The sequence below is a fragment of the Microbulbifer harenosus genome, from assembly GCF_005771435.1.
Taxonomy (GTDB): Bacteria; Pseudomonadota; Gammaproteobacteria; order Pseudomonadales; family Cellvibrionaceae; genus Microbulbifer; species Microbulbifer harenosus.
Map to the genome: position 1 here is coordinate 516496 of NZ_VANI01000004.1, position 24762 is coordinate 541257.

A 24762-nucleotide genomic window follows, 5' to 3' on the forward strand; every position below is an offset into this window, starting at 1 on the left:
TACTTTTTTAATTTATTTTCCAAATCAGGAAGTTGTCAGAGACGGGCCCATAGATTTTTTTAACGGCGATTTTTTCTGTCGCGATAAGCGTTTCGTGCAATTGCCGATAAAAATATTACTCTGCTATTCTCGCCGAACTCTGAAACAGAGCCCGCAAGTTACTTCGGGCACTGCAACTGCCTTTCTCTCCCAGTTCTGAGTTCAGAGCCATTTCAAACGCTGTCTGGTTTTAGCAGGATTTAAAGCCAGGTTTGATCGTCACACTCATCCATAAAAAGGACTTTAGCGATGCCAGATATCAATGAACCCAAGGCAATTCAGTTCAGCGAAGCCGGACAGCCAGCAAAAATCAATTATCAGGTGCCATTGCCCGGCGCCCATACCGGGCGGCGGATCATTGAGTTGGATCTGGGGCTCGGCCACAAAGACTTCACCGCGCTGGCGAGAACCGCCGGCACCTCCTACAAGGATTCGCTCGGCATAGATCCGAAAGTGAAAGACAAAATCCTGCCCAACAACACCAAGGTGCAGAATTTTCTGAGCGAGAGTATTCACCGTATCAGCACGCGGATAACCCGGCTGCCGGAGAATGTGAAGCCTCAGCGCGCGACGCTGGATAAAGCAGCATCAGGCAATACCAGCCCACAGATGAAAACCATCACCGCGCTGAACAACGCCATCGATGCGGATATCTTCAAGGAAAACATCCATGTTGGCATGGTCATGGTCCCAAGTGTGGGCTGGGCGGGCAACCTGACTTACACGCCCCACCCGGTTGATTCCCCGGAAAAACCGAAGATATTCCTGGTGGAACGCTACGGTGTCAGCTCCTTCCTGGGTGACTATGGTATGGGCAAAACCGTGAAGACCTTCACGCTGTTGCCGGGAGAGACCACAAAGATTTCCATGCGCACCTGGCAGAGTACCAAGGAGAGCCGTCAGGAATCCTCCAGCATTATCGACTCCCACGAGCAGTCCGCGCGCGAGCGCTTCGCCGACAAGATCCAGAACGAGACCACCGACAAACAGACCAAATCCAAGACCGAAGAATGGCATGTGGAAGCGGAAGTCTCTGCCAGCTGGGGCTTTGGCAGCGCCAGTGTTTCTGGCGGGGGCAGTGGCGAATACTCCAGTGGCCGCGAGCAATTTGCCAAGCAGGCCGCAGAGTCCGTCAAGGAACATGCCGCGGAGGCATCCAGCAAACGCGAAATGTCCGTAACCAGCAGTTCCGAGCGCGAAGAGGAATCCGGTTCCGAAACCATCATCGAACGCACCATCAGCAATGCCAATATGCGGCGCGTACTCAACTTCGTCTTCCGCGAGCTCAATCAGGAGTACATCACCAAGCTACACCTGAAGGACGTGCGCGTGGCATTTACCAACGGCCGCCGCGACTCCTGGCGCGAAGTGCCGATCTCCGGGCTGCTGGGCTTTCTGCAGGAGTTCGTGGTCGAAGCAAAAATCCCGAAAGTAGCGCGCGCCATCTTGAAGATTGCGGGGTTTATTGCCGATAGCGAAGACGTAATGGTGCCCACGCTTGAGCGGGTAAATCTGGTCGACCACGGCACGCGTATTGAAATCACGCCGGCGACCCTGGACGAAAACGGGGAGTTCCCGGTGCCGACCCGCAATAGCTACTACCGCTTCAAAACGGGGCCACTGCACCAGGACGATGCCAGCAATCCGGTTGACGGCGTGCTGTTGAATGAATCGCGTATCACCATGCGCACCGACAGCGTCATCGTCGAAGCCCTGCTCGGCCAGGCCGATGCGCTGGATGAATACGCAATGTCCATCCAGCGCGCCGCCGCCAACAAGGAAACCCTGGCCAACGATCGCGAGCGTCTGGTACAGGCCGCCATTGCCGAAGCCAAGCTCGAGGACCGTCTTGAGACCATCGTGGATCTCAATCGCCTGTGTGCACTGGAAACGGCGGAATAAGGAGGAATCCCCCATGCCTCCAAGACATCCCGTTACCGATGTTGGGAGGGTGCTCAATGCGGCCACCCTCACCAACTCACCGGTGAGCGACACCAAAGCGGCCACTGGTGGCGGATCGCCCGCAACCACGGGGCCAACAATTCATACACTGATGGTATACGACAGCAGTGACGCCAGGATCAGCGCATTTGCACCGATCCTGGCGCGCGCCTACTATCCCAGGGCAAAACTCGTTGGCGTCAATTCACTGTCAGGACTTGCTTCCGCACTCAGTAAATACAGCAGGATTGATACGCTGATCATCGACGTGCACTCCGGGCCGGGTTTCCTGCTGATCGGCGGCGCGAGTCCCTCGCTCTCCACCGTGCAGCAGGTGCTGGCGAAATCTGGAGTCACTGTCCAATCGAAGATCGTTTTCGAAGGGTGCAAGGTCATGGAAGATCCCATCGGCACCTGCCAGATGGTGGAGAAAATCTGTGGACCAAATACCCAGGTGGTGGGTTTTACCTATTACAGTGTAACCACCACATTCGAGATCGACTTCACCGACTTTGACGACGCCGCGGAGATCCAGTCTTTCTATGACGACTTCTCCATGCCATACATGGTTCCAGGGCTTCCCAGCGCCGAAAACTCGGTGGGCAAGGTCATTACCCACGGGCGGCGCTGGTTTCGGGACGAGTACGACGCAACGCTGCCGGAAGACGGTACCTTCCGGCATATCGAGAGCCTGGAGAGCTTAAAAAGCTATACCATCAACACGGCTGAAGATGCCCGGCGGGCACAGGCAGACTTCTCCGGTCCCGTTGTACCGGGAGCCAAGGTAACAGTAACGAATGTCTCTGCGGTTGCCAGGGCAAACGAGGAGGTGGAAGCGACGGCAGAACCCTGAGTGGGTACATTCTCGAAGAACTAAAAGGACTGCGGAAATCACCGCAGCCCTTTTTTAACAGAAAGAAATTTCAATACCGCGTCTGTTAAAGGGACAGTTCGCCATTCATACCAACGGCCGCCAAAAAGACCGGGTCGTGAGAAACAATAAGGAAGCTACCCGGATACTCCCGCAGTGCGCCTTCCAGCAGTTGGCGTGAATCCAAGTCCAGGTGATTATCTGGTTCGTCCAGAAGCAATAGGTCCGGCGCCTGCGCACCGCGGGTGACGGCGAGCAGCGCGACCTTCAAACGTTCGCCACCACTCAGCGTATTCAGCGGGCGAAGCGCCAACTCACCGCGAAGTCGCATGCTGCCCAGTGCCGTACGCCAGTAGGTGGCATCCTTATCCGGATGCAGGCGCAACAGGTTGTCCAGTGCCGAACAGTGAATATCCAGCAGCGTGAAATCCTGATCCAGGTATAGATACGTACCATGCACATGGCATTCACCCGATTGCGGCCGTATTTCTCCGCTGATTACTTTCAGTAGAGTGGATTTTCCACTGCCATTGACACCACTGATATGCCAGCGGGCACCACTGTGCAAGGTCAATGAGATCGGTTCCTGGCTGCCGAACGGTAAACGCAGATTTTCCAGATGCAAGCGGATGCCACCGCGCAACCCCGAGCTGGTCACTGCCAGGTGCTGGACACGATGCTGTTCAAGCTGGCTTTTATCATTGGCCAATTTTTGCTGCAGATGAGCCTGCCGATGAAAATGCTGTTGTTTTAGTTTGCCGAGGCTGTTACCGGCACGGTTTTTTTTGGCGTCGAGAAGCAGCTTGCTCTGTGAGCCGCGATCATTCTCCCCTTGGCGCTGTCGTTGTGCCGCACGCTGCAAGGCCTTTTGCTGCTGCCGTTCCGTGAGCTGAATTTCTTTGCGCGTGTTTTCCAGGCGCTGCTCCAGCCCCGCAAGCTCCGCGGAGCGAACTTGCTGGTAGAAACTGTAATTACCGCCATAGTGCCTGAGGCCGGATTCGCCGAGCTCAAACAGGTTGTCCATACACTCCAGTAATTCACGGTCGTGACTGGCAACCAGCGCGCCACCATGATGTGCGCGCAGCTGCGCGTGCAGCCAGGCACGTCCATGTCTGTCCAGGTGATTGCTGGGTTCATCCAGCAACAGGTAGTGCCCCCGGTGCATAAATGCTGCGGCAAGCGCGAGCCGCGTACGCTGTCCTCCACTCAATTCTGTTACCGGCGCATCCAGTGGGCCATGCAGGCCAGCGCTATCCAGTTGTTGCTGCCACAGCGCGGGAAGGTGCCAGTAGTCTGCAACAGCGACGAGGTCCGGTTCGCTACCGCAACCGGCTTCAATACGCCGAAAGCAGTCGAACAATTCGCCGCGGCACAGCGCATCCACCAATCTGTGCCCCCGCAAGCGCTCTATCTGATCAACGACATAGAATGTGCGACGCCACTCGATTCCGCCATCGTCCGGGCGCCAGTGCCCGGATAGCAGTTTCAACAGTACCGACTTTCCGCGACCATTGGGTGCAACGAGCCCGGAAAGACCCGCTGGCAGGTTGGCACTGAGATTGTCGAGAACAGAATGCCCGTCCAGAGTCAGGCTAATGTTGTGTATGTTACAGATGGTTGTCATAGGCCCCTCCGGGGATCGGAGCGGGCAGCGCATCGGGTGGTATTGCCCGGAAACCTGGGCGAAATAGGTCTCGGGAAAGAGAGCGTTGGAATGGCCATGCGCCGCCTGCCACAGGAATCAGATAGCTCCAGGCTGGAGCCAGTCGGTGTCCGGTGTAGTGCAGGGTTAATTCATCGGCGTAAGGCGTCTCTGAGTGGGAAATGGAGTGGACGGGAAGAGTAGCGAAATCCGGCGAAATGCGCAATGTGACGCATGGGTTTCCTTCTGTCGCGACGTGATCAGTTCGACTTTGGGGGCGTGGGTTACCTCCATATTCCGGGTATTGTGCCCAGCCAAATCGGGGGCCAGCGGGCCTGACTGAAAAAATTTTCAAAAAAATCGTAGATCTGTCGAATTTCGCCAGCGCCATTCGACTAACTTCAAACGGCAGGATCTTACCGGTCCGCTGCAGCTTGAGGGTTCACGCCTCGCGCGGGAACTGACAGGACAAAAAACCAGGCCGGTGGCAGCGCCGGTTGAATCCATAGAAAAACATCAGGAGAAATAACATGACTGGCACCGTACGTTTACACCGCGTCCTGCGGGCGCCCGCCGAGCGGGTATACCGCGCCTTTATGGACCCGCATGCCATGGCCAAATGGTGCCCGCCAGACGGTTTCTACGCCATCTACGAGCACCTGGAGCCTAAGGTGGGCGGCACTTTCAAGGCCTCGTTTACCAACTTTACCACCGGGCAGAGCCACTCCTTTGGCGGTGAATTCAAAGAACTGGTGGAGAACGAACTGATTCGCTATGTCGATACTTTCGACGATCCAAATCTGCCCGGCACCATGAATGTGACCGTCACGCTGAAGGCCGTCTCTTGCGGTACCGAACTCAGTATCGTTCAGGAAGGCATCCCGGACGTGATTCCCGTAGAAATGTGCTATCTCGGCTGGCAGGAATCCCTGGCGGCACTGGCCCGCCTGGTAGAGCCGGAAATTAGAGAATAATGATTGTTTCGCACCGTAAACCGTAGAAATAACCTAAGGAGAAAACATGAAAAACTTCCTCGCCATGTATCTCGGCGCCCCGGACTCAATGAAAGGATGGGAAAACCTGTCGGAAGACGAGCGTCAGCAGCGTATACAGGAAGGCATGGCTGCCTGGGGCGGCTGGATGGAAAAACACAGCGATATTCTTGTCGCCGAGGGCGGCCCGCTGGGCAAAACCAAACGTATTGACGCCACTGGTATCGCCGATGTCCGCAACGATATGACCGGCTATGTCATCGTAAAAGCGGAAAACCACGACAAAGCCGCGAAGCTCTTCGAAGACCATCCGCATTTCAGCATCTTTCCTGGCGACTGCGTAGAAGTAATGGAGTGCATGCCCATTCCTACACCGTGATTCCATCCGCCCCGAGGTTTGCCTGCAGTGACAATTGCTGGCAAACCTCAACCAAGCCACAGCTGAAAATATGTGGAGCTTATAATGATCAAACTATACGGAACACCTCCAACCCGTGCCTTGCGTGTAATCTGGCTGCTCAATGAGCTGGGCGTGGAATACGAAATGCTGCCCATAGATGTTGCCAATGGCGAGTGTCAGGAGGACAGGTTCCTTGCGCTCAACCCCGCCGCTAAAGTTCCGGTGCTGGTCGATGGGGAGCATGTGTTGACCGAATCCGCTGCCATCCAGCTCTACCTGGCCGACAAATATCCTGAAGCTGGCTTTATTCCGGATACGGTGGAAGAGAGAGGACAGATGTACCGCTGGATATTCTTCCTGATGACCGAAATCGAGCAGCCGTTGTGGCGTATTGCTCGCCACACCTTCGTGTACCCGGAAAGCAAACGAATACCTCAGGATGTCGAGCTCGCCAAGCAGGAGTGTTCAGAAATGCTTGCTGTGCTGGAGAAGCACATGGCGGATCGCGAATTTATAGTGGGAGACCGGGTAAGTGTTGCCGACTTTAATGCCGCCTACACGCTCGACTGGGCAAACGAAGAGGAACTGCTCAAAGGCACGCCGAATTTGAAAAATTACCTGAAATCCATGTACGCCCGACCTGCAGCGCCGATGACCATTGCCGAGGGGTTCGCGGCTATGGAGACCCAGTAGCCGGCGCGCCTCCTGGCCCCTTATTGACGCTCCCTACCTGCCTGCTGTCATTAACTTCTATTGCAGCGAGACGGGTCTGGAGCGTTTCCTATTAAGGACAGGGGCAGTATGTCACCAGGTGACGATATATCTTTCCGACAATCAGCTGGGCTGTTGCACGGCGGCGGGGTCCATCCACATGATTTCCCAGATATGTCCGTCCAGATCCCGGAAGGAACGGCCATACATAAAGCCATAATCTTCCGGTTCGCGGAAGTTACTGCCGCCGGCCGCTACGGCCTTGCTGAGCATCGCATCGACCTCCGCGCGGCTGTCCGCAGACAGGCACACCAGCACCTCGGTGCTCTTGCCGGTATCGCAGATCTTAAGGCCGGGCGCAAAGCCGCTGAACTTCTCACGGGTGAGGAGCATGACGAAGTTGCTTTCCCCAACAATCATGCATGTGGCCGTTTCATCGGTGAACTGTGGGTTGAACTCGAAGCCGAGTTGAGAGAAAAACTCGATGGATTTTCCCAGATCGGCAACAGGGAGATTCACGAACATCATTCTGGACATAGCAATTCCTCAGGTAGAGTCAACACAGGATTGCGTTGATACACAATAGTCGAAGCAATCGATGGAAAATCGACAGTAACGAAAAATTTTTTTGGCGGATAGTGCTGAGATACTCGGAAGCGTGTCTCAGTCGTCATTTGTGCAACGGCCTCAAAAAGGGAAGTCTCTATGGTGACCCAACAGCGCTTGCAGTGAGGCAGAGCCCTCAGCGGAGTGCAACCAGATCAAAGCGCCGAGGTTGCCAAGCACGGTAAACCAGAAGATGAACCTGAATGGCTGCTTGCGGGTTTTGTGTCTCAGCCGCTGTTGCGCCAGCAAGGCGCCGGGCCAACCGCCCAACAGTGACACCAGGTGCAGAGTACTTTCCCTGGTGCGCCAGCTGCCGTTACGCGCCGCGGATTTGTCGAGAAAATAAAGCAGATAGGTCAGCAGGCTCATGAAGATGTAGAGCATTGGCACCAACGGAGGCAATTTACCGAGCGTCGTCGAGCCGACCACCAGACCAAAAAAGGCCAGGCCGACCATCAGCGGGCGCGAACTGCCGGCATTAGTGCCCGCTGATTTGTGCTTTACCTTCGGCTTTCCCGCGCGCGACATCTATCCTGACACCGGGGTGCTTTTGTTGTCGAAGTCGATCATTTCTTAATGGCTCCCCAGGGTGTTTTACTGGCAGGCTGCGCGGGCTTGGTCGCGTGGCGCGGTTTCTTAATGTCGCCAGTGCGTTTACCACTTTTCGGTGAAAAGTTTAAATTCGACGGCGGCAGGTCCTTCACCACGGGAAATTCCTCAATCGTCACGCGGTCGATGATCCTCCCCAGCCGCCGCTCGACCGCGCACAGCCGTTTGAAATCGTCTTTGGAGACCAGCGACACCGCCTCGCCGGCAAAGCCGGCGCGTCCTGTGCGGCCGATGCGGTGAATGTATTCGTCGGCATCGTCTGGCATGTCATAGTTGACCACGCGCGCGAGCCCATCAATATCAATGCCGCGTGCCGCAACCCCGGTCGCCACCAGCAGACCGATCTTGCCGGATTTAAAGTCTTCCAGTATCCGCGTGCGCGACGCCTGGCTCTTGCCACCGTGAATGGATTCCGCCGCAATACCGCGCTTCTCCAGCTGGCTTACCAACTTTGCCGCACCGTGTTGTGTGCGGATAAAGATCAGCGCCTGGGTCCAATTGCGCTCGCTCACCAGATGGCTGAGTAATGCCGACTTATTGTGCTTGTCCACCGCAATCAGCCACTGAGTAATTCTGGGTGCAGTTTTCTGATGGCTGGCGATGGATACTTCGAAGGGATCTTCGATAACAGATTTCGCCAGCGATCGCACCTGGCTCGACAGGGTTGCGGAGAACAGCAGGCTCTGGCGCTGTGCGGGCAGGCGCGCAATGATTTTGTTGAGGTCGTCGATAAACCCCATATCCAGCATCCGGTCGGCTTCATCCAGCACCACCACTTGCAGCTCATCAAAATAGAGTGCGCGCTGATGGGCCAGGTCCAACAAGCGACCCGGCGTGGCCACCACAATATCCACACCTTCGATCAGCTGCTGCTTCTGGGGCTCCAGGTCAACGCCGCCCACCATGCTCATGGAGGTCACCGCCAGATGCTTTCCGTACCGCTGGATATTCTCTTCCACCTGCATCGCCAGTTCGCGGGTGGGCACCAGAATCAGCGCGCGGAAGCGTTTGGCGCGCCGCTTGCGCTCACCGCGCAGTGCTTCCAGTATCGGCAACACAAACGCGGCGGTTTTACCTGTGCCTGTCTGCGCAGTCGCGATCACGTCCCGGCCCTCCACAATGGCGGGGATCGCCTTGCGCTGGATCTCGGTGGGGGTTGAGTAGCCTTTCTCTTCAAGGGCTTGCAGGATCGGGTTGCTCAATCCTAAGGTACGGAATGTCATCTGGGTTCTCTGTACGGGCGTTGGCCGATAATGGATCGGCGGCTGGTTTCAGCGCGGCATGGTAACAGCAATGTACAGAATAGTTGGCAGTCTTTGAGCCCTGGGGCACAGGAGCCAGCGACTGTGTATTCGCAATCGAGGTAGGGGCTCGCTTTCGGCGAGAACTAGCCCATCTGCGACGGGTGGTATCCGAATGGCAAGTCTGGCCGGCCCGGTCTATAGGCCAGACAAATCAAACAGAGCATTCATTTCTTTATCGCTGGAAACCGGGTACTCCATGCCCTCTATTGTTTCCAGCACCGCGCGCCATATATACGGATCGTTCTTCTTGCTCCGCTGTTCCGATTCCTCCCAGTTTGTGCTGTTTATACCTCTATCTTTCGCGGCAATGCGGTCCAGTTTTCCAAGCGTCTCCAGTAACTTTCTAATGAAATTTTTTCCAACATCCGCTCTATCACAGCGCAGTATCAGTTCGTTCCAAAACGTGTTTGCCGCATAGGTTTTACTGAATAATTCTCGCTGTTGAGTACTGGTGCGAGGAAGCGTGCTCCCGGGGCCAAGACGGCCATTCATCACAAACTCAGACCACCTGGCGGTCCCCTCTGTATACCAGGGATTTTTGAAATAGGTATATCCGTTCTGGTAAAGATGAAACAACTCGTGCTCAACAGACCGGTTCTCCCAGCTGAGCGAAGCGGATAAATCAATCAACAGAACGTTGACCGAGTCCTCGCCTGCCGCAGCCCGGTCAAGCTTCGGCGTGCCATCGTAGGCGATGCCATTCATCGGGCCATTTTTGTGGGTGGGTAGGTTCAGCAGGTTTACATCAATATACAGCGCGTGTCCCCGGTACCGATCGCCATCCAACGGCGATGTCAGCCCCACCTCCTCTCTGTAGAACTTGTCTACCCGGATGAATCGCTGCGCCAGTCTCTCGATATAATCAGGGGTGCCGCTGTTATCCCGGTCCACATGCCGTTCGGCTGACAGTGCATCCACTCCCTTCAAGGCGTAAAAAAATCTAAAGCGATCATATATCGCCACCTTGTCCAGATTTTCTCGACGAGTAGCCAAAACTTCACCACTAACCAAGTCTGAGAACATTAAAACAAGTACTGAAAATAGAATTTTCACAAGTGTCGAGTGCTAGAGGGTCATTGTTCTACTAATACTAGCTGAGTGGAAAAGTGCGCCAGGCACTTCACTGCCATAGACAAAATTTATCTACTTGGTGGCGCAATTCGCGTCTGGATTTCGGTGGCGTGCAAATCTCTAAGGTTATTGCTTGGATATTTACTTAGGTGGCTGAATGGGAAAAATGGTTATCAGGATTTCACCCGTGCGGCAGATCACAACGCTGTTTGCATTGGTACCGATGTCGTATCTGAATTCGGATCCAATAGATCGAATATTCCTTCTTCCCGCAACACCCGCATTCCTAGCCTTTGATCGGAAATACCTGAGCGCAGTCGGTAATCAAAGAGCAGCCGCTCGCCTGTCTCCACCGCCTCGAAATAGCGGCAGTCGACCTGGTTGTGCAGCCGTTGCAAATCATCGCTGAGTTCGATGAGGTGGGAGGAAAACATGAATAGACAATTGTCCCGCCTGGAGAAACGCTCGAGGATCGCCAAGGATGCTTCGAATGCGTCTTTCACGTTGGTTCCCTTGAAGGGTTCATCCATCAGCGCCAAGACCCGCTCCCCCCGTGCCACGGCCTCAGCCACTGCTTTAACGCGCAGCGCCTCCGCACGGAAGTAGCTGACGCCCCGCCGCAAATCGTCGGTCAACGAAATGGAGCTGAATAGCCACTGCACCGGCACAAAGCGAAACGTCTGTGCGGGTACGCCCATCCCCAGGTGGGCGAGGTAGAGCGCGGTGGCAAAGGCGCGCAGATAAGTGGTCTTGCCGGCCATATTGGGTCCGGTTAGGAACAGGATGCGGTGTTGCTGGTTGAGTGCAACAGGATTGGCGACAGGGTTAGCGAGATACGGATGGTAGAGGCCTTCGGCTTCAACCTGCATCTGGCCGGTGCAGATTTCGGGTATAGAAAAGTTGTGTTCGCAGGTGGCATCGGCCATGGATACCAGTGCTTCCAGTTCATAGTTGATTGCCAGCAGGCGGTTGAGGGCGTCCTTCTCTTTAACGCGCAGTATTTGGTCGAGTTTGAGCATTTTCCAGGTGCCCCAGGCGCCCACATCATAGTCGGGTATCAATCGGAAGTTCGGACGTGACAAGTGCGCGCGCAATCGTTGCAACAGCGGCCCCAGTTCGCCGGGCGGCTTTTTCAGGGACGGCTGTGTCACAAATGCCCTCAGCGCCTGAATTAATCGGCAGGTCGCCTGGGCACCGCGCACAATGCTGAAATAGTGACTGTCTTGATTGGCCCAGACCTGAAAGGCACCCAGAACAAACTCCAACCGGTTGCGGAAGTCCAGATTTGGCAGAATTTCCTGCAGATAGTTCTGCGTACCTTCAACTGCATACACGGAAGGCATCTGGTTGAACAGTGCGCGCCGCTCTGTGATATAGCGAATAGCCTGTTGGGTGAATTCAATACGCTCCCCACTGGCCCAGGGATTTTGCATACGCCGCCGTAAAACCACCGCGCCACCGACGGATCGCGTTCGATTACAGAAATCGAACAGGCTGGCATCGCCAGTATCGGACTCGAATATTTCAAGGTCTTTGGCGGTGTGGGAATCGACACCGAGAATATCGGAACTAATAGGGTTAGGCAGCATAAGCGGGATTCCGGTTTGCAAAGCGAAACCACGATGGAGGCGATCGCTCCCGCAATTCCGATCAAATGGTTATTGTTATGTGCGTTGACTATACAGGATTGCTGATTATAGACGGATATTCCTACCCCATCCTGCCTGCCAACTTACGCCGCCGTCATGGCCAATAGTCTCTCCGCATGGCGATGCAGCTCCTCTCGCAAGGCCGATGGCGTAAGAATCTCGAACGCAAAAGGCAGTCGCACCAGTTGGGAAGCGAGCCAGTTGAGGCAGCCGGTGTGGGCGCGCCATAGCACGGCCTCCCCTTTAGGCGTAAGCAGGCCCAGCTCATCACCGAGTACGGCGCTGGCGCTCGCAAGGTCCGTGTGCAGCAGCAGCTCTACTTCGTAGCCTGAGTCCATACTGGCAAAACTGAAGTTGAGGTAGGCGGCAGCATCGAAGTCCTGTGGTCGCTGAAAGGGGGTTTCCAGTTGGCGTAACCGCTGGATACGGTCCAGGCGGAAGGTGCGGAGCTCGGCGCGCAGGTGGCAGTGGCCCACCGCGTACCAGCGGCCACGGCGGAACACCAGGCCATAGGGATCGAACTCGCGCCGTGTCGGTTCCAGATAGCCCTCGTCCTTGCCATTGCCTTGGCCCTTGCCGGCGCCGCCCACGTAGTCGAACACCGTGCGGCACCGGTTCTGGGTGGCGGCGGCCAGGGTTGCCAGCGTGGCGCTCTCCGGTGCCGCGCTCGGCACCAGATCCAGAGTCACACTGTCGTCGAGTGCGCGCAGCTGTTGTTTCAGTTTTTCTGGCATCACCCGTTCAAGTTTTGCCTGGGCACTCGCTGCAGCCGTGGATATCTCGCCTACACTGAGGCTGCGCGCCGCCAGCAGGCCAAGGGAGATGGCCAGTGTTTCATCGTTGGTAAACATCATCGGCGGCAGCTTGTAGCCAGACACCAGCCGATAGCCACCGTGGCGCCCACGTTCGCTCGTCAGTGGAATACCAATCTCCTCTAGCGTCGCGATATAGCGGCGCAGGGTGCGGCCATCTACACCCAATGTCTGTGCCAACTCGCTACCACTGGCATTGCCATTGCTCTGCAGCAACTCCAGTAGCGCCAATACACGCGTCGTCGGATTCGACATAAATTTCATCCCGCCAGATTTATTAGGGCGGAATATAGCCTATTTAGCATTTACAGTGCTCGCACTCGGGCCACAAGCCCCCAAACAACCCATGAGCAACGGAGAGCTGCTATGCAAGATGAAGTCATCCTCTATACCAACCCCCAGTCCCGTGGTCGTATTGCGCGCTGGATGCTGGAGGAAGTGGGTGCGCCGTACAAAACGGAAGTACTCGAATACGGCGGCAGCATGAAAGCGCCGGCCTATCTCAAGATCAACCCCATGGGTAAAGTGCCGGCCATTGTCCACCGCGGTGAGGTCGTTACCGAAGGCGCGGCCATCTGCGCCTACCTGGCGGAAGCCTTCCCGCAGGCGGGACTGGCACCTAAGCCCGAGGAGCGTGCCAGCTATTACCGCTGGTTATTCTTTGCCGCCGGGCCGCTGGAATCGGCAATTATCGACACCAAGACCTTCGGCGTGGAGCCGGATGCGGAGAAGCAGATGATGGTGGGTTACGGCAGTTACGCTGCGGTGCTCGACAACCTCTCCAACTGGTTTATGGGCCACACCTATGTCACCGGCGAGCGCTTTACTGCTGCCGACGTCTATGTGGGAGCGCAGATCAACTGGGGCCTGCATTTTGGCACCATCGAAAAGCGTATCGAATTCATCGACTACGCCAAGCGCGTCACCGACCGCGACACCTACCGCCGCGCCATGGAAAAAGACGAAGCACTGGTGGAGAAGGCCTGATGAAAAAGACCTACCAAGGCAGTTGCCACTGCGGCGCCGTGAAATTTGAAGCGGATATCGACCTCAGTGCCGGCACAGGCAAATGCAATTGCTCCATCTGTACCAAGACCCGTGAGTGGGGTGCGATGATCAAGCCGGCGGACTTCCGCCTGCTGCAGGGCGAGGACGCGCTCAGCAACTATCAGTTCGGCAGCAAGCAGGGACACCATTTGTTCTGCAAACACTGCGGCGTGCGTTCGTTCGGCAAAGGCTATGTGGAGGAAATTGGCGGCGACTTTGTCGCCATCTATGTCTCCTCACTAGACAATGTCACCCCGCAGGAACTGATCGACGCACCGATTCAGTATTTCGATGGGCGCAACGACAACTGGTTCGAGTCACCAGCGGAAACCCGGCATCTGTGACCGTCTGGGCGGCTCGACTAAGTATTGGGTCGCCGCTTTCTATCGGCCAGAGTGCAACGGACTGCGCCTGGCGGATTAGTGGCTCGAAATTCATCTATCTCAGAATTCCGCATTCAGATTTCTATTCCGATAAATATTCCACTCTGATACGAATTTAACTAACCGCACCGGCTGATTTCCTTTCTTGAGATGGTTGGTTAGCATCTCATTTTCCTGCTAGAACTATTACTTTCCTCCTTGGTTGCAAAGCTAATAGCTCTATGGGATAAAAACCGTCTTTATCGATGTGCCGTTCAAGTAGATTTAGATCAATTGGTACAAAAATGAAATTTACTGGTCGGCGGATTTGACGAAGTTTTAATTAAAGGGTGCGAAAATGTCTAAAAAACGTAGTTTTGATGGCTTTTCGGTGGGTGAAGTCGCTGAAATTGCATCTGAGGCTGGCCTTAAAGCCCGTAAGGAAAGCCTGGAGGCTGGGCTGGAAGTCCTGTCACAAGCCCCGGAAACAGGAGATTTTTTTTATGAAAAACTGGATGAAGAGGGGAATGTTATCAAGCGAAAAAAGCCAGTTCTACCTTCTTGAAAATACTTTTATCGGGCTGGGGTTAAACTGGAACGTTTAAGGCCAAATTGTCAACAAAGGACGTGAACCATGTTACATAAATTAATTCGCGATCGTCACCTTACCCTACCTCAGTTCGATCAAGCTCCTTCCGGGGTAAACCAGAACTTTCCCAACGATTTTTCCCCTGTGCCAAACCGAAATTACAATATTCAGCAGTCGACAAATATCGGAAGTTTCTTCCATCGTAAACGATCCAGTCAGATCGTCGCGGGTGCTCATGGAAATAAAGCACACCGCACCTTTCGATGGCTGCCTTGGATTATCGGTAAGGTAAGCTGTGTGCCACTAGCGGGGGCGGATATTCTGACCGGGAGAATGAGTGGCTGTTGGCTTGTCATTTTTCGTTTCCAAGGTGTGGATTACGCCGGTCATATAGGTACTGATACCGCTCCTGATACCCCGGCCTCTCTCCAAGCGAAGGCGGCTTGGCGTAATGCAGTCAATACGCAGCAAATACAACCCATTGCAGCATTCAATCCTGTGGGCCCCAATCTCCCTGCAACGAATATGCTTAACATCAGGGGGGAGGCGCCGGAATTCTACGGTGCGTTCGAACAGTCCGGGCAGGTTTACACCGTAGTCCTCACCGCGCCTGGCTATGGCGGTACTGCACGGCGAATAGCGCGCGTAGTTCAAATGCAGACAACGCAGGATGTAACCGATTTCTAAAATTGAAAATTCGCGAATAAGTTAGAATGTTATCCATAAAGTGTATGAAGGTTTTCGTCAAGCCGAAGATTTAAAAGGGATTTCATAGGAAGCGCCATAGATAGGGAACCTTGGAAATCCAGCCTGGTTCTCATAACGAGTACGCGTTTTGCGATAGTTGAACTTTTGTCGCGTCTCTCTGCAAATGACTTCGCAAGTAATATTTTGCTCTCTTCATATTCTAGGTTAGTGGTGCTTTGACACGTTCAGCCGGTAATCATCCTTATGCATAGGAAAATGGCACAGCAACGTTCAGGTATATAGCCATTTCCTACCGCCATATTGAAGCCGAGTAATTTCATCAGATCATCTACACGCCTGGCTGGTTCAGGTAAAGCCTGCGGCGCCTACGTTGTCATCTGCTTCTCAAAAACCTGTTAACTCGCAAGTGTTACTTGCAAATTCCTCAGCAGCAAGCAGGGACACCACCTGTTCTGCAAACACTGCGGCGTGTGCTCGTTCGGCAAAGGCTATGTGGAAGAAATTGGCGGCCCAGCAAGTGCTGCGCCGCCGCTTCGCACCAGCTGGTATGTAAAAGAGGGGGTAAATGTCTGGCGGGCGCGTGCCTACGCTACTCTTTGTAGCGCAGCATCAGTACATGGTTATTCTCTTGGTTGATAGCGAAGTACACCAAGTGATCACCAGCGACCATCAGGTAATCGTTGTAACCGGCTTTGGGGATGGACATCTGGCCCAGCGGCTCACCGGCGGGAGAGTAGCGTACCAGGCGGCCTGCTTCCCGATCCAGATGGTAGAGGTGCTCACCAAACCAGGTAGTCGTCGCGGGAGAGAGACCCGGAACTTCCGCCACCATATTCTGGAAGCGATCAATGATGCCCTCGCTGGTCAGGGCCAGCTGGCCATCGGTAGACACTGCGGGCCAAGTGCCTGTGTCATCAAGTGTGCGTCTGCAGGGATCAGCCTGCGGATCTCCGCTGTCGTTGGCAACAAAAGTGCCGCTTTCCGTGTCGAAGTAGAAGCCGCTGGTGCAGAATGGGCCAAGATCGTGCGACCGGAAATTGATGTCATCACTTGCCGCATAGTCGCTTGGCATTTCACTGACGTAGTGATCAAGCACTTCTCCATCTCGCCCGACGGCGACATAGTTACGCTTTGTTCTGAAGACCGAGCCTAAGATCAGGGCAGACCCGGTATGATCAAAAACTCGGCTTTGCATCCCCAGTTCCAGGGCAGCAAAGCCTTCCTCGTCGAGAAAGAGTGTTTCCGCAAGTCCGTCGGTCAGGTCGATTCGCATCATAAATCGGGTTTGAAACGATGAGCCTAAAAGCACATAGATCGCATCCTGTAAGGGCGTGTTGATGAGCGTATTCTTGTCGGAATAATATACTTCACCAAGGGCACCAGGATTCATATCTACCGGCTCAAGAAAGTGCCCGCTCTTGGAGTCCCAGCGATACATATCCTGCACATCGGAGTGCCAGAAGTAGACGATGCCATCGCTACCCATAAAGGCGCTGCGTCGATCGTAACCGCTGCCCAGCACTACTCGCTGCAGGCACACTTCCCCATTCGTATCGCTTTCGATACTGCAAAGAAAATCCAGGGGCTGAACGTCATCGGTATCCACGACACCATCCCCGTCGTCGTCCTCATCGGCGTTGTCGTCAATGCCATCGCCATCCGTATCCCGCCATTTAGAAGGATCCATTGGCCAAGGGTCATCGTCGTTGCTGACGTTGTCACCATCCTTATCCGAATCGAACAGATCCGGATTTCCGTCCCCATCCGTGTCCAGGTATACGGGCATTTCCACCAGCAGTGTTTCCTCGGAAACTTCACCGTGACGATTGCGCGCCGTCATCTCAAAGGTATACACCAGCAACGGACTTTGGATCTCCGAGGAAAGAACAAAATGGCCCGCGTGATCCTGTTCCAGCTGAAAGTCGACAGACTCCCGAACCTCGATCTCCTCCCGGGGATCGGATAATTTATCTCCCAGTACTTCCTCCGCTTTTGTCAGTGCCGCGGAATAATTCAGCAGGTTTCCACCGGGGTCGCGGAAGAAGGGCGCTGCATCAAAACCGGCACGAGTAGCTCCCAGGTTCTCCACATCCTCCGCCCTATTCGGGCTGGAGCCTCGCAACAGCGGTGTTGCGAGACCGCCCCTGGCAAATGGCTCCTCCAGGTACTCATCCAGCGTGGCAAACAGGGTGTTATCCCGATAGCCATCCCCATCGCCATCAAAGCCCAGCTGCATATACATGTTGTTGGGATACCAGCCCCCCACGAGCATACTGGCAGCGGCTTCGGTAGCACCGCTAAAGCGCAGCGCCAGCGGCTCCGTACCGGAGTGCAGAATCTCTACCTTCCCGTCGGAAAACTCAAGGGTACCGGAAACTCTTTCAATCACATTATGGAAGTAGACCCCGTACTGGTTCCGGTACAGGTCGAACAACAGGTTCTCCGCGCGGATATGGAAGCCGCTGTCGTCACGAATGGAGAGGTCCAGCAGCACATCTCCCGGGCGTCCGTCGATACGCGAGTTGAAGAGTTCGGTAACTCCGTCTATAGCCAGGGTTCCGCTATCCGCGACTATGCGATAACCGTCGTATTCGTGCCGCATATAGCGCTCACCAGCTTCATCCCACAGAAAGCTCTGGCGCTCCGCTCCGGACAGGGTTACCGGCCCCTCGATCCCCGGGAGGCTCTCCACACAGTCAGAGTAAAATGCGGATAAGACGGTATTTCCTTCGGAGTAACGCATTTCCAGGGAGCCACCATAACGGCAGTCGAAAACACCATTCTGGACATCAAGGGAATTAAAACCCCAGGTATATTCGTCGAAGTAGGTGTAGTAGAGCTCTTGCGCAAGCGCGTAGAACTCATAGAAGCTTCCGGAGAGCAGCGGTGTGTTTTCCAGAGTGATTTCTGCCGGGGCGCTGTCGATGGCGACCCGATCGCGCAGCTGCTGTGGAGTGGCTGTAAACTGGGAGGGCTCCGGCGGCTCATCTCCACCGCTGCTCTGCCCGGGACCGCTGGAACTCGACCCCCCGCCGCCGCAACCGGTAAGCAACAACAGCAGGGTCCACAAAAACCCCTTTCCTGAAAATCCGTTTTCGCGCATTTATTTTCCAACATTGATTGGTTGACTATTTGATTGGCAGAAAACCATAAATGGCGCACGAGAACCAGCTCATACAGCGCTAGTTTGATGAAATGGACGCCACTACTGGCAAATGCGATGTGATCACAGCGAGCAATGAATAATGAGTGCGCGAATTGGGGCAGAATACTGATTTGAACTCGTTTGATTTTTGATCCGGCCCGATTTATTTCGACCTCAGTTCTGCCCGCCTTGTGCGCAAAAATGTGTAAGAAAGGCCTGGACTTTAGGCGAATCCGCCAGCCTGCCATGATAAACAGCGTGAATGGATTGTCTTCCCCAGTCTACATGCCTTGCTATAGCCACCAGTTCACCTCGTTTTAACTCCTCTTTGACCTGATATTCAAAAAGCCTGGCCACGCCCAGGCCCGTCAAGCACAAGGTCTTCAAGGTCGCGTAACTATTCGCGCTGTAAGTGGTACGAGTGGCAAGTTCATGGTGAATGTTATCACGAACATAATCCCATTGATCGTACAACTCTCTGTGCCGAAAATTCAGGCAGGCATGATGGGTGATTTCCTCCGGCTCCTGCAGAGTGCCCGCTCTTTCCAAGTAAGTTGGCGACGCTACTACTACCCTGGCTACTTCAAATAGTTTTCGGGACGTTAACGTCGAATCTTCCAAGGCCTGGCTACTGCGAATGGCAATATCGATATTTTGAGAGGGCAATCGCAGCATCGTATTGCTGAACAGCAGGTTTACCGCTATCTGCGGAAATTGCCGGGCAAAATCCGCCAGGGATGGGGCAATCAAGTATTCTCCAATAGTTGAGCTGGCAGTAATGGTTAGAGTTCCGGCCGGCGCTTGATCAAAGGCGCCGACATTTTCTACTAACGCCTCCAGCGCCAGAAGCTGTTTGAGGCCTTCCGCATAGACGTATCGCCCAACCTCCGTGATCTCAATTGCCCTCGTCGTGCGGTTAAAGAGCCGCTTACCAAGCAGTGTTTCCAGCCTGGCTAGCGACTTGCTGATCGCCGGAGGCTGTACGTCCAGGCGATCGGCCGCCGCTGACAGACTTCCAGCTTCAGCCACGGCACAAAACACACGCAATAGAGCTATTAGATCCTTGTCCATTAATTCCTTATTGGAAAATATCAACTTCCGTAATACGCCTTAATCGGAAATTATATGAGGCTCATACTGGCTCCACAACTATTGGAGACTGTCTGATGATACTAAAGCTTAGGAAAAGAAATCCCGTCAATAAGGCGTTGCAGGTAGCCTACCTTGCTGCGGCTGTTATCTGCTCTGCTTTTTGTGCCCCGAGCCTTGCCGGTGTTGTGGATACCAGCCGCACCGAGTTGCTTGATTTGAAATTGCCGGAAAACTGGTATCTCGGTGAAGTCGCGGGGCTGGAGTTTATGCCATCCGGCGATCTTGTAGTTTTCAATCGGGGCCTGCATCCGCTGATGCTCTTCAACCGGAAGGGCCATTTCAAGCGCGAACTGGGCATCGGATTGTTCAAAATGCCGCACGGACTATCTGTCGATAAGGAAGGCTATATCTGGACCACTGATCAGGAGACCCACCAGGTGCTCAAAATGGATATAGAGGGTAAGATCCATCTGATCTTGGGGCGTCGCGACTCTCCGGGGACCGGCTGGTTTGATAACGGTTACCAACTTAACTTGTTAAATGCTCCCAGTGATGTAGCTCTGGATAGCAATGGCAATATCTATGTGGCTGACGGCGGAAACTTTCGGATTGTTAAGTTCGACACGGATGGCAATCTACTGAGTACCTGGGGGCACAAAGGGGACAAAGCAGGCTTATTCAATTTCCCCCATTCTGTGTACATTGACGAGCGGGACCAGATCTACATAACTGACCGGCAGAACGCCCGCATCCAGATTTTTGATACCGACGGTCATTTCATCAATCAGTGGCGGGATATCGGTTACCCATATGAGTTGGAACGCTATGATGAAAACACACTGATCCTGACCGATGCCAGAAGTGGTGAAATCAACAAAGTGAGCATGGAAGGCGTTGTGATTGAGCGTTTTGGAAAGTGGGGCAAACGTGAGTCGGAATTCGGCTTTCCACACGGTCTGGCTGTCGACAATCAAGGTGTGGTCTATGTCGGCGAATTGCTGAACTGGCGCACCCAGACTTTTAGGTAATCCACCCCGGCTCCCGCGCAAACATCAGCACACCGTTCTAGACCAAGCAAGGATAACGAGGGCGATAAAGATCGCCAGTACGGCGAAATAGGTCTAAGCGGGTATGGTTTCAGGATCGGCGACCAGTAAGAAGCACCATAAGCACAAGGGCGTGCCCATGTCTATTGCGCGGAGTTCCGATTACCCTACCAACCAGGTCTGGAGTGCCGACGCGACGTATATTTGTCTGGTTCGAGGCTTTGCTCACGGGATACATTCAAATAGTGTATCCCGGTACCTGATTCCATTTTAGAAATGATTTGCCGCTTTGCGCTTCAATACACCCGGTCCTGTGTTCACAGCGCATAGCGCGCAATATAGTGCGAAATATCCACGAGCCGTGACTTGCCACTGAACTCGAAACGCACCTTGCCAACTTCAGAGAAATACATCTCCAGCTCGCTGTCGATATCGAATGTGCCGGAGGTTTCTACTGACCAAGCCACGATATTTTTGTAGGGCAGGGAAGTAAAATCTTTCTTGCTACCGGTAAGGCCTTGCACATTCAACGCGATGATACGCTTGCTCGTGAATACCACGCCGTCGCGCATGGATTTGAACGAGTCCAGCACTTCTTCACCATCCAGAAGCAGTGGTGCCACCTTCTCGGCGAAGTCCGAATTCTGTTTGAGCTTGAATACGCTCTTATTACTGAAATCGATCATTTCTTGGAGGCTCCCGGGGTCTTGCGCAGTCGTTGAACAACATACGGCAAGTCAGGCTACCCTTTGACGTAGGTAAATCCGTTGCCGTTATTTTCATTGATGGTAACTTCATAGCCTATATTTTTATAGCAGTTTATCCATGCATCAAAAAAACTATAAGGATCGGCTACATGGTAAACGCCACAGTTTGAATCGAAAAAGTAAAGTTTATCGCCGCGGCTTCGGTAGGCTCCCACCGCATGGCCACCTCCCTGCTTGCCTTCGATAGTAGAGCGCAAGGTAAAACTAACATAAACACCCCGACCCATCTTAAGATATTCTCGCTCGCAAGCATTTAATATGGAAGGCAATACCTCGATTTCACGCAAAAATCCGCGTTCTACATAACCGCTCATTGTTGTCCGTTGGAAGGGCGTCATTTTAGTTACAAGGACATCGTTACCATCTGGGTAAGAAAGAGGCTTGAGTCCGTATAGTTTAATAGGGGAGTTTTTCTGAAAATTAGATACGTACTCAATCTGGTATGTTGCCGCCGCAGCCACAGTATCAAGGTTTTTACCCGTGTGGATATTACCGCCGGCGGAGTTTCCCCTGAAAGAGTTCCCGCTGGTTTGTTTCTCTTTAAGCCAGGCGCAGGTTAAGGATGCGCAAACACCACCCTTGATTAAATTGAACTGATCACTCGGCAACACGACATGGTTGATGGCTCCACCATTTACTTCTCCATGGGGATCCAACGCGAAAATAGATTTTTCCTGTTGAAACTTATAAACCTTCTGTGAAAACTCGCGCAGGGATTGAAAATTGTTATTACCGGCCATAGCGTCTTCCTTTGTCACATTGGCGTTGATCTTAGGATTTCCCTACACATAAGATCCCGTTTTTCCGTCAAGCTTTGCGTGGGCTTTTTGTTATGTTTCTCGGTAAAGATTAGTCGCTGATACAAAACCTTGGGGCGCGGATTGGCTTCTGAAGCATCCAGCTTCGCAACAAGCAATTTCTGTCGATGCGCCGCTTTCAGAAGCTATAAATTACGCCAAGTCGTTAAAATCGCGCGTCCCATAAAATTACTGACCCTGTTTGAGCCATTCCAACATTGGAGCGAGACCATTTACGCTGATCAGGCTTTGCCCCTGTCCGATCTGATCCACCTTGCGGACTTCGAGTTTACCTCCAATCGGTTTGAAATAATAACCATCGTAAGCGCAGAATGACCCGGTTTGGCTGTAAAGCAGGTTTTCACGCGCCGGTGCAACAAAGGTGATTCCTTCCCGGGTAAGGGCACAATTGGAGATGGGAAGTTCCTCCGCCCAAGTGCCGGGTTTACTGCCGCGTCCGTAATAGTATGCCAGCCCGGCTAGAGGCGGTGGCTCATTGAAGCCGAATATGAACGATTGTTTCTCATGATCGAACAGGAGCTGTGATCCATCTGTTAGAAGAAGGGCGGAACTCTCGCCGTGATGCACGATGTGTGCAATGGAATTGCGACCGAGCAGGGGGAAGTGCTTTCGAAGCGAGGCTTCAAATTTATCCTGTGTGTAGAAGTTGGCCATGTCAGGCCCCATGGTTGCCAGCGACTCTAGAGGCTCTTTCCCGTCCAACTTCAAGCCCAACCGATCAACCGCATGCTTTACAATCGCCTCTCGCTCCGAGTCGATGGTATTTGGGTAGCAGAGCATATTGGCTTTGTCTGAGATTCCCTCGAAACAGAGATATTTTTCTTTCGCCCAGATGTCGGATGATCCGAGAAATGCTAGCACTATCAGAATTGATTTCGCCGCAATGGCGGTTCCGTGATTTCGATTCATTGTTTTCCAGAGTTTGCCAATATGCGAGTACGTGCAACCCTAATGCGGTCTTAAGGGAATCTCCACTTTCAAGTGTTGTGATAACCATGCTAAGTAATACTTAGTGGTCGGACAAGCAAAATCTAAACCTGTCTTAAGCTTTGTACAGGAGGCTAAATGTCTGTTATTGGGAAGCGGCTAAAAGAAGCTCGATCACGCCTGGGGCTCTCTTAAGAGCGTCTCAGTATTATGGCCGGCATAGATGAAATGTCGGTCAGTGCGCGGATGAGCCAGTACGAGCGTGGCGTTCATACGCCCGGGTATCCACTGGCAGAGCGCTTCGCCGAGGTATTGGAAGTGCCGATTGAGTATCTCTATGCGAAAGACGACGCCACTGCGGAGTTGCTACTGTATTTCCACCGGCTGTCTGCAAAAGATAAAGCGCGAGTTGTAGAGATAGCGAAAAACATAGACCTTGAAAAATAAACCCTCGATGTACATCTTTGTACCAGCGGCATGATCATGGTGTTGCTAGTTGTTGTTTTGATGTTGTGTGAAAATTTTCCCCCTAGTGCCATGTGGCGGCGTGGTGGACGCCGGCAACAAAATTTACTACAGATTCCACTCAGGCAATTACCCATGCAATGAGTGATAACATCAGCCCCGCTAGCAGGAAGATCAAGCCTTTGATCATTAGTGATTTCGGGTATGAGGCTTCCTTGTAAATCAGGGAGTATGGAAATCCCGTTATCGGGCCGAGAATAATCGCCGATAAGCCCCAACCCCAGCGGTTGTTACCCAATGCCGTAAGCGCAGCCATCAGACCACCGAACCAGAAGAGGGTAATACCGATTACCAGGATGATGAATATCGGTATAGTCAGCCACTGGTTGGTTAGAAACACCTTTAGAATTTCTTCTTGCATAATTTATCCGGGTCAATATTTTGTGGCGAGTGTAGCAGGGTTGGGGGCAATAGAGTGCAGGCCGCACTACCAGACGCCCGAGCTCCGCAAGGCCTGCGTCAATTTCTCGGCAATCTCAAACCGTGGGGCCTCCGCCGCATTGGTCAGCAGTACGATACCGTTGCGTTCCTGTGGATAACTGATCAGCAGCGACTTGTATCCGCGCAAACTACCCAGGTGCTGGGCTACGATTCTGTCGTCTTTCTTGTAGACCTGCCACGCCAGTGCAACCTGGATATCTCCCCATGGGGTGTCTGCACGTGGTTGCAGCATTTCCGCATAACTGGGCGCGGTCAGAATACTGTCGTCCTGATTCAGCGTGGCGCTGAGCCAAAGGCCCAGATCTTCGGCACTGGAGACCAATCCTTCACTGGGATAAAAGCCAGGATCGAAGGGCCGCTGCTGCGTTTGTGTCAGCACCTTGCCCTGATAGGTTGGCTGTGCAGAGGGTGCTATACCCTGCTGACCATCATAGTAGCCGCTGTGTCGCATATGACTGGGCTCCAGTATGTGTTGTTCCACATACTGATCGAAGGGCATGCCGGACACCGCACTGACGACGGCTCCCAGCAGGTTAAATCCGGTATCGCTGTATTGTAAGCGCCAAAGAATCAGCACCTGTTTTTCCTGATTCGACTTCAACACACTGATTCCAACCGTACTTACACAAAGGAATCAGCCATGACCCC

The 24762-nt window shown here is 53.6% G+C and carries 25 protein-coding genes; 11 read left to right on the forward strand and 14 right to left on the reverse strand.

Annotated elements, in window-relative coordinates:
* The first annotated feature begins 288 nt into the window (after positions 1 to 288).
* Both FDY93_RS04465 and FDY93_RS04470 read left to right on the forward strand, forming a co-directional pair.
* Positions 289 to 1941: a hypothetical protein gene (locus FDY93_RS04465; RefSeq protein WP_138234524.1), complete on the forward strand. Its 1653-nt coding sequence runs from the start codon at positions 289 to 291 to the stop codon at positions 1939 to 1941.
* A 13-nt stretch (positions 1942 to 1954) separates the two neighbouring features.
* Positions 1955 to 2833, forward strand: coding sequence for a hypothetical protein (locus FDY93_RS04470; protein ID WP_138234525.1), 879 nt, complete (start codon positions 1955 to 1957; stop codon positions 2831 to 2833).
* Between the two features lie 85 nt (positions 2834 to 2918).
* Here FDY93_RS04470 and FDY93_RS04475 read toward each other — a convergent pair whose 3' ends face one another.
* Entirely contained in the window at positions 2919 to 4475 is a 1557-nt protein-coding gene (locus FDY93_RS04475) for an ATP-binding cassette domain-containing protein (RefSeq protein WP_171018886.1), read from the reverse strand.
* A 548-nt stretch (positions 4476 to 5023) separates the two neighbouring features.
* Between FDY93_RS04475 and FDY93_RS04480 the strand changes: the two genes are divergently transcribed.
* From FDY93_RS04480 to FDY93_RS04490, 3 genes are all read left to right on the forward strand, one after another.
* The gene (locus FDY93_RS04480) at positions 5024 to 5467 is read left to right on the forward strand and encodes an SRPBCC family protein (RefSeq protein ID WP_138234527.1); all 444 of its coding nucleotides are present in this window, start codon (positions 5024 to 5026) and stop codon (positions 5465 to 5467) included.
* A 46-nt stretch (positions 5468 to 5513) separates the two neighbouring features.
* Positions 5514 to 5864 (forward strand): YciI family protein, encoded by a 351-nt coding sequence (locus tag FDY93_RS04485; RefSeq protein WP_138234528.1) that lies wholly within the window; start codon positions 5514 to 5516, stop codon positions 5862 to 5864.
* An 84-nt stretch (positions 5865 to 5948) separates the two neighbouring features.
* A complete protein-coding gene (locus FDY93_RS04490; RefSeq protein WP_138234529.1) occupies positions 5949 to 6578 on the forward strand; it encodes a glutathione S-transferase family protein in 630 nt (209 codons plus the stop codon).
* A gap of 141 nt (positions 6579 to 6719) precedes the next feature.
* Here FDY93_RS04490 and FDY93_RS04495 read toward each other — a convergent pair whose 3' ends face one another.
* The 6 genes from FDY93_RS04495 to FDY93_RS04520 all read right to left on the reverse strand — a co-directional run bounded on the left by FDY93_RS04495 (position 6720) and on the right by FDY93_RS04520 (position 12902).
* On the reverse strand, positions 6720 to 7133 hold the full coding sequence (locus FDY93_RS04495) for a VOC family protein (RefSeq protein WP_138234530.1): 414 nt from the start codon (positions 7131 to 7133) through the stop codon (positions 6720 to 6722).
* A 150-nt stretch (positions 7134 to 7283) separates the two neighbouring features.
* Complete coding sequence (locus FDY93_RS04500) at positions 7284 to 7730, reverse strand: DUF1294 domain-containing protein (protein ID WP_138234531.1); 447 nt, start codon at positions 7728 to 7730, stop codon at positions 7284 to 7286.
* A 38-nt stretch (positions 7731 to 7768) separates the two neighbouring features.
* Complete coding sequence (locus tag FDY93_RS04505) at positions 7769 to 9034, reverse strand: DEAD/DEAH box helicase (protein ID WP_138234532.1); 1266 nt, start codon at positions 9032 to 9034, stop codon at positions 7769 to 7771.
* A 216-nt stretch (positions 9035 to 9250) separates the two neighbouring features.
* Positions 9251 to 10168 (reverse strand): hypothetical protein, encoded by a 918-nt coding sequence (locus FDY93_RS04510; RefSeq protein WP_138234533.1) that lies wholly within the window; start codon positions 10166 to 10168, stop codon positions 9251 to 9253.
* 215 nt (positions 10169 to 10383) lie between these two features.
* Positions 10384 to 11775, reverse strand: a complete 1392-nt coding sequence (locus FDY93_RS04515; RefSeq protein ID WP_138234534.1) for a MutS-related protein — start codon at positions 11773 to 11775, stop codon at positions 10384 to 10386.
* Positions 11776 to 11918: 143 nt separating this feature from the next.
* Complete coding sequence (locus FDY93_RS04520; RefSeq protein ID WP_138234535.1) at positions 11919 to 12902, reverse strand: helix-turn-helix transcriptional regulator; 984 nt, start codon at positions 12900 to 12902, stop codon at positions 11919 to 11921.
* Between the two features lie 111 nt (positions 12903 to 13013).
* On the opposite strand from FDY93_RS04520, the gene FDY93_RS04525 reads away from it, so the two are divergent.
* From FDY93_RS04525 to FDY93_RS04540, 4 genes are all read left to right on the forward strand, one after another.
* Positions 13014 to 13634 carry a glutathione S-transferase family protein gene (locus tag FDY93_RS04525; RefSeq protein WP_138234536.1) on the forward strand — a complete coding sequence of 207 codons (621 nt, stop codon included), beginning with the start codon at positions 13014 to 13016 and terminating at the stop codon, positions 13632 to 13634.
* Positions 13634 to 14038 carry a GFA family protein gene (locus FDY93_RS04530; protein ID WP_138234537.1) on the forward strand — a complete coding sequence of 135 codons (405 nt, stop codon included), beginning with the start codon at positions 13634 to 13636 and terminating at the stop codon, positions 14036 to 14038. Before FDY93_RS04525 ends, FDY93_RS04530 begins: the two co-directional genes overlap by 1 nt.
* 376 nt (positions 14039 to 14414) lie before the next feature.
* Entirely contained in the window at positions 14415 to 14621 is a 207-nt protein-coding gene (locus FDY93_RS04535; RefSeq protein ID WP_138234538.1) for a hypothetical protein, read from the forward strand.
* A 69-nt stretch (positions 14622 to 14690) separates the two neighbouring features.
* Positions 14691 to 15332, forward strand: coding sequence for a hypothetical protein (locus FDY93_RS04540; RefSeq protein ID WP_138234539.1), 642 nt, complete (start codon positions 14691 to 14693; stop codon positions 15330 to 15332).
* A gap of 610 nt (positions 15333 to 15942) precedes the next feature.
* On the opposite strand, the gene FDY93_RS04550 is transcribed toward FDY93_RS04540, so the two are convergent.
* Positions 15943 to 18456, reverse strand: a complete 2514-nt coding sequence (locus tag FDY93_RS04550; protein ID WP_138234540.1) for a hypothetical protein — start codon at positions 18454 to 18456, stop codon at positions 15943 to 15945.
* A gap of 216 nt (positions 18457 to 18672) precedes the next feature.
* Complete coding sequence (locus FDY93_RS04555; RefSeq protein ID WP_138234541.1) at positions 18673 to 19569, reverse strand: LysR family transcriptional regulator; 897 nt, start codon at positions 19567 to 19569, stop codon at positions 18673 to 18675.
* Positions 19570 to 19664: 95 nt separating this feature from the next.
* On the opposite strand from FDY93_RS04555, the gene FDY93_RS04560 reads away from it, so the two are divergent.
* Positions 19665 to 20618 carry a peptidyl-alpha-hydroxyglycine alpha-amidating lyase family protein gene (locus tag FDY93_RS04560; protein WP_138234542.1) on the forward strand — a complete coding sequence of 318 codons (954 nt, stop codon included), beginning with the start codon at positions 19665 to 19667 and terminating at the stop codon, positions 20616 to 20618.
* Positions 20619 to 20953: 335 nt separating this feature from the next.
* Here FDY93_RS04560 and FDY93_RS04565 read toward each other — a convergent pair whose 3' ends face one another.
* The 3 genes from FDY93_RS04565 to FDY93_RS04575 form a co-directional block, all read right to left on the reverse strand.
* A complete protein-coding gene (locus FDY93_RS04565) occupies positions 20954 to 21322 on the reverse strand; it encodes a PH domain-containing protein (protein ID WP_138234543.1) in 369 nt (122 codons plus the stop codon).
* Positions 21323 to 21378: 56 nt separating this feature from the next.
* The gene (locus FDY93_RS04570; RefSeq protein ID WP_138234544.1) at positions 21379 to 22143 is read right to left on the reverse strand and encodes a hypothetical protein; all 765 of its coding nucleotides are present in this window, start codon (positions 22141 to 22143) and stop codon (positions 21379 to 21381) included.
* Between the two features lie 246 nt (positions 22144 to 22389).
* Positions 22390 to 23130, reverse strand: a complete 741-nt coding sequence (locus tag FDY93_RS04575) for a hypothetical protein (RefSeq protein ID WP_138234545.1) — start codon at positions 23128 to 23130, stop codon at positions 22390 to 22392.
* A 228-nt stretch (positions 23131 to 23358) separates the two neighbouring features.
* On the opposite strand from FDY93_RS04575, the gene FDY93_RS04580 reads away from it, so the two are divergent.
* Positions 23359 to 23595, forward strand: a complete 237-nt coding sequence (locus FDY93_RS04580) for a helix-turn-helix domain-containing protein (RefSeq protein WP_220446089.1) — start codon at positions 23359 to 23361, stop codon at positions 23593 to 23595.
* A 139-nt stretch (positions 23596 to 23734) separates the two neighbouring features.
* Here FDY93_RS04580 and FDY93_RS04585 read toward each other — a convergent pair whose 3' ends face one another.
* Both FDY93_RS04585 and FDY93_RS04590 read right to left on the reverse strand, forming a co-directional pair.
* A complete protein-coding gene (locus tag FDY93_RS04585; RefSeq protein ID WP_246068455.1) occupies positions 23735 to 24034 on the reverse strand; it encodes a hypothetical protein in 300 nt (99 codons plus the stop codon).
* Between the two features lie 66 nt (positions 24035 to 24100).
* Positions 24101 to 24718, reverse strand: coding sequence for a serine hydrolase domain-containing protein (locus FDY93_RS04590; protein ID WP_171018887.1), 618 nt, complete (start codon positions 24716 to 24718; stop codon positions 24101 to 24103).
* Positions 24719 to 24762 lie beyond the last annotated feature (44 nt).

Bases quoted from the DNA above. Each gene is read 5' to 3' on its own strand.
- FDY93_RS04465 (WP_138234524.1), top strand. From the start codon at position 289: ATGCCAGATATCAATGAACCCAAGGCAATTCAGTTCAGCGAAGCCGGA.
- FDY93_RS04470 (WP_138234525.1), top strand. From the start codon at position 1,955: ATGCCTCCAAGACATCCCGTTACCGATGTTGGGAGGGTGCTCAATGCG.
- FDY93_RS04475 (WP_171018886.1), bottom strand. From the start codon at position 4,475: ATGACAACCATCTGTAACATACACAACATTAGCCTGACTCTGGACGGG.
- FDY93_RS04480 (WP_138234527.1), top strand. From the start codon at position 5,024: ATGACTGGCACCGTACGTTTACACCGCGTCCTGCGGGCGCCCGCCGAG.
- FDY93_RS04485 (WP_138234528.1), top strand. From the start codon at position 5,514: ATGAAAAACTTCCTCGCCATGTATCTCGGCGCCCCGGACTCAATGAAA.
- FDY93_RS04490 (WP_138234529.1), top strand. From the start codon at position 5,949: ATGATCAAACTATACGGAACACCTCCAACCCGTGCCTTGCGTGTAATC.
- FDY93_RS04495 (WP_138234530.1), bottom strand. From the start codon at position 7,133: ATGTCCAGAATGATGTTCGTGAATCTCCCTGTTGCCGATCTGGGAAAA.
- FDY93_RS04500 (WP_138234531.1), bottom strand. From the start codon at position 7,730: ATGTCGCGCGCGGGAAAGCCGAAGGTAAAGCACAAATCAGCGGGCACT.
- FDY93_RS04505 (WP_138234532.1), bottom strand. From the start codon at position 9,034: ATGACATTCCGTACCTTAGGATTGAGCAACCCGATCCTGCAAGCCCTT.
- FDY93_RS04515 (WP_138234534.1), bottom strand. From the start codon at position 11,775: ATGCTGCCTAACCCTATTAGTTCCGATATTCTCGGTGTCGATTCCCAC.
- FDY93_RS04520 (WP_138234535.1), bottom strand. From the start codon at position 12,902: ATGTCGAATCCGACGACGCGTGTATTGGCGCTACTGGAGTTGCTGCAG.
- FDY93_RS04525 (WP_138234536.1), top strand. From the start codon at position 13,014: ATGCAAGATGAAGTCATCCTCTATACCAACCCCCAGTCCCGTGGTCGT.
- FDY93_RS04530 (WP_138234537.1), top strand. From the start codon at position 13,634: ATGAAAAAGACCTACCAAGGCAGTTGCCACTGCGGCGCCGTGAAATTT.
- FDY93_RS04535 (WP_138234538.1), top strand. From the start codon at position 14,415: ATGTCTAAAAAACGTAGTTTTGATGGCTTTTCGGTGGGTGAAGTCGCT.
- FDY93_RS04540 (WP_138234539.1), top strand. From the start codon at position 14,691: ATGTTACATAAATTAATTCGCGATCGTCACCTTACCCTACCTCAGTTC.
- FDY93_RS04550 (WP_138234540.1), bottom strand. From the start codon at position 18,456: ATGCGCGAAAACGGATTTTCAGGAAAGGGGTTTTTGTGGACCCTGCTG.
- FDY93_RS04555 (WP_138234541.1), bottom strand. From the start codon at position 19,569: ATGGACAAGGATCTAATAGCTCTATTGCGTGTGTTTTGTGCCGTGGCT.
- FDY93_RS04560 (WP_138234542.1), top strand. From the start codon at position 19,665: ATGATACTAAAGCTTAGGAAAAGAAATCCCGTCAATAAGGCGTTGCAG.
- FDY93_RS04565 (WP_138234543.1), bottom strand. From the start codon at position 21,322: ATGATCGATTTCAGTAATAAGAGCGTATTCAAGCTCAAACAGAATTCG.
- FDY93_RS04570 (WP_138234544.1), bottom strand. From the start codon at position 22,143: ATGGCCGGTAATAACAATTTTCAATCCCTGCGCGAGTTTTCACAGAAG.
- FDY93_RS04575 (WP_138234545.1), bottom strand. From the start codon at position 23,130: ATGAATCGAAATCACGGAACCGCCATTGCGGCGAAATCAATTCTGATA.
- FDY93_RS04580 (WP_220446089.1), top strand. From the start codon at position 23,359: ATGGCCGGCATAGATGAAATGTCGGTCAGTGCGCGGATGAGCCAGTAC.
- FDY93_RS04585 (WP_246068455.1), bottom strand. From the start codon at position 24,034: ATGCAAGAAGAAATTCTAAAGGTGTTTCTAACCAACCAGTGGCTGACT.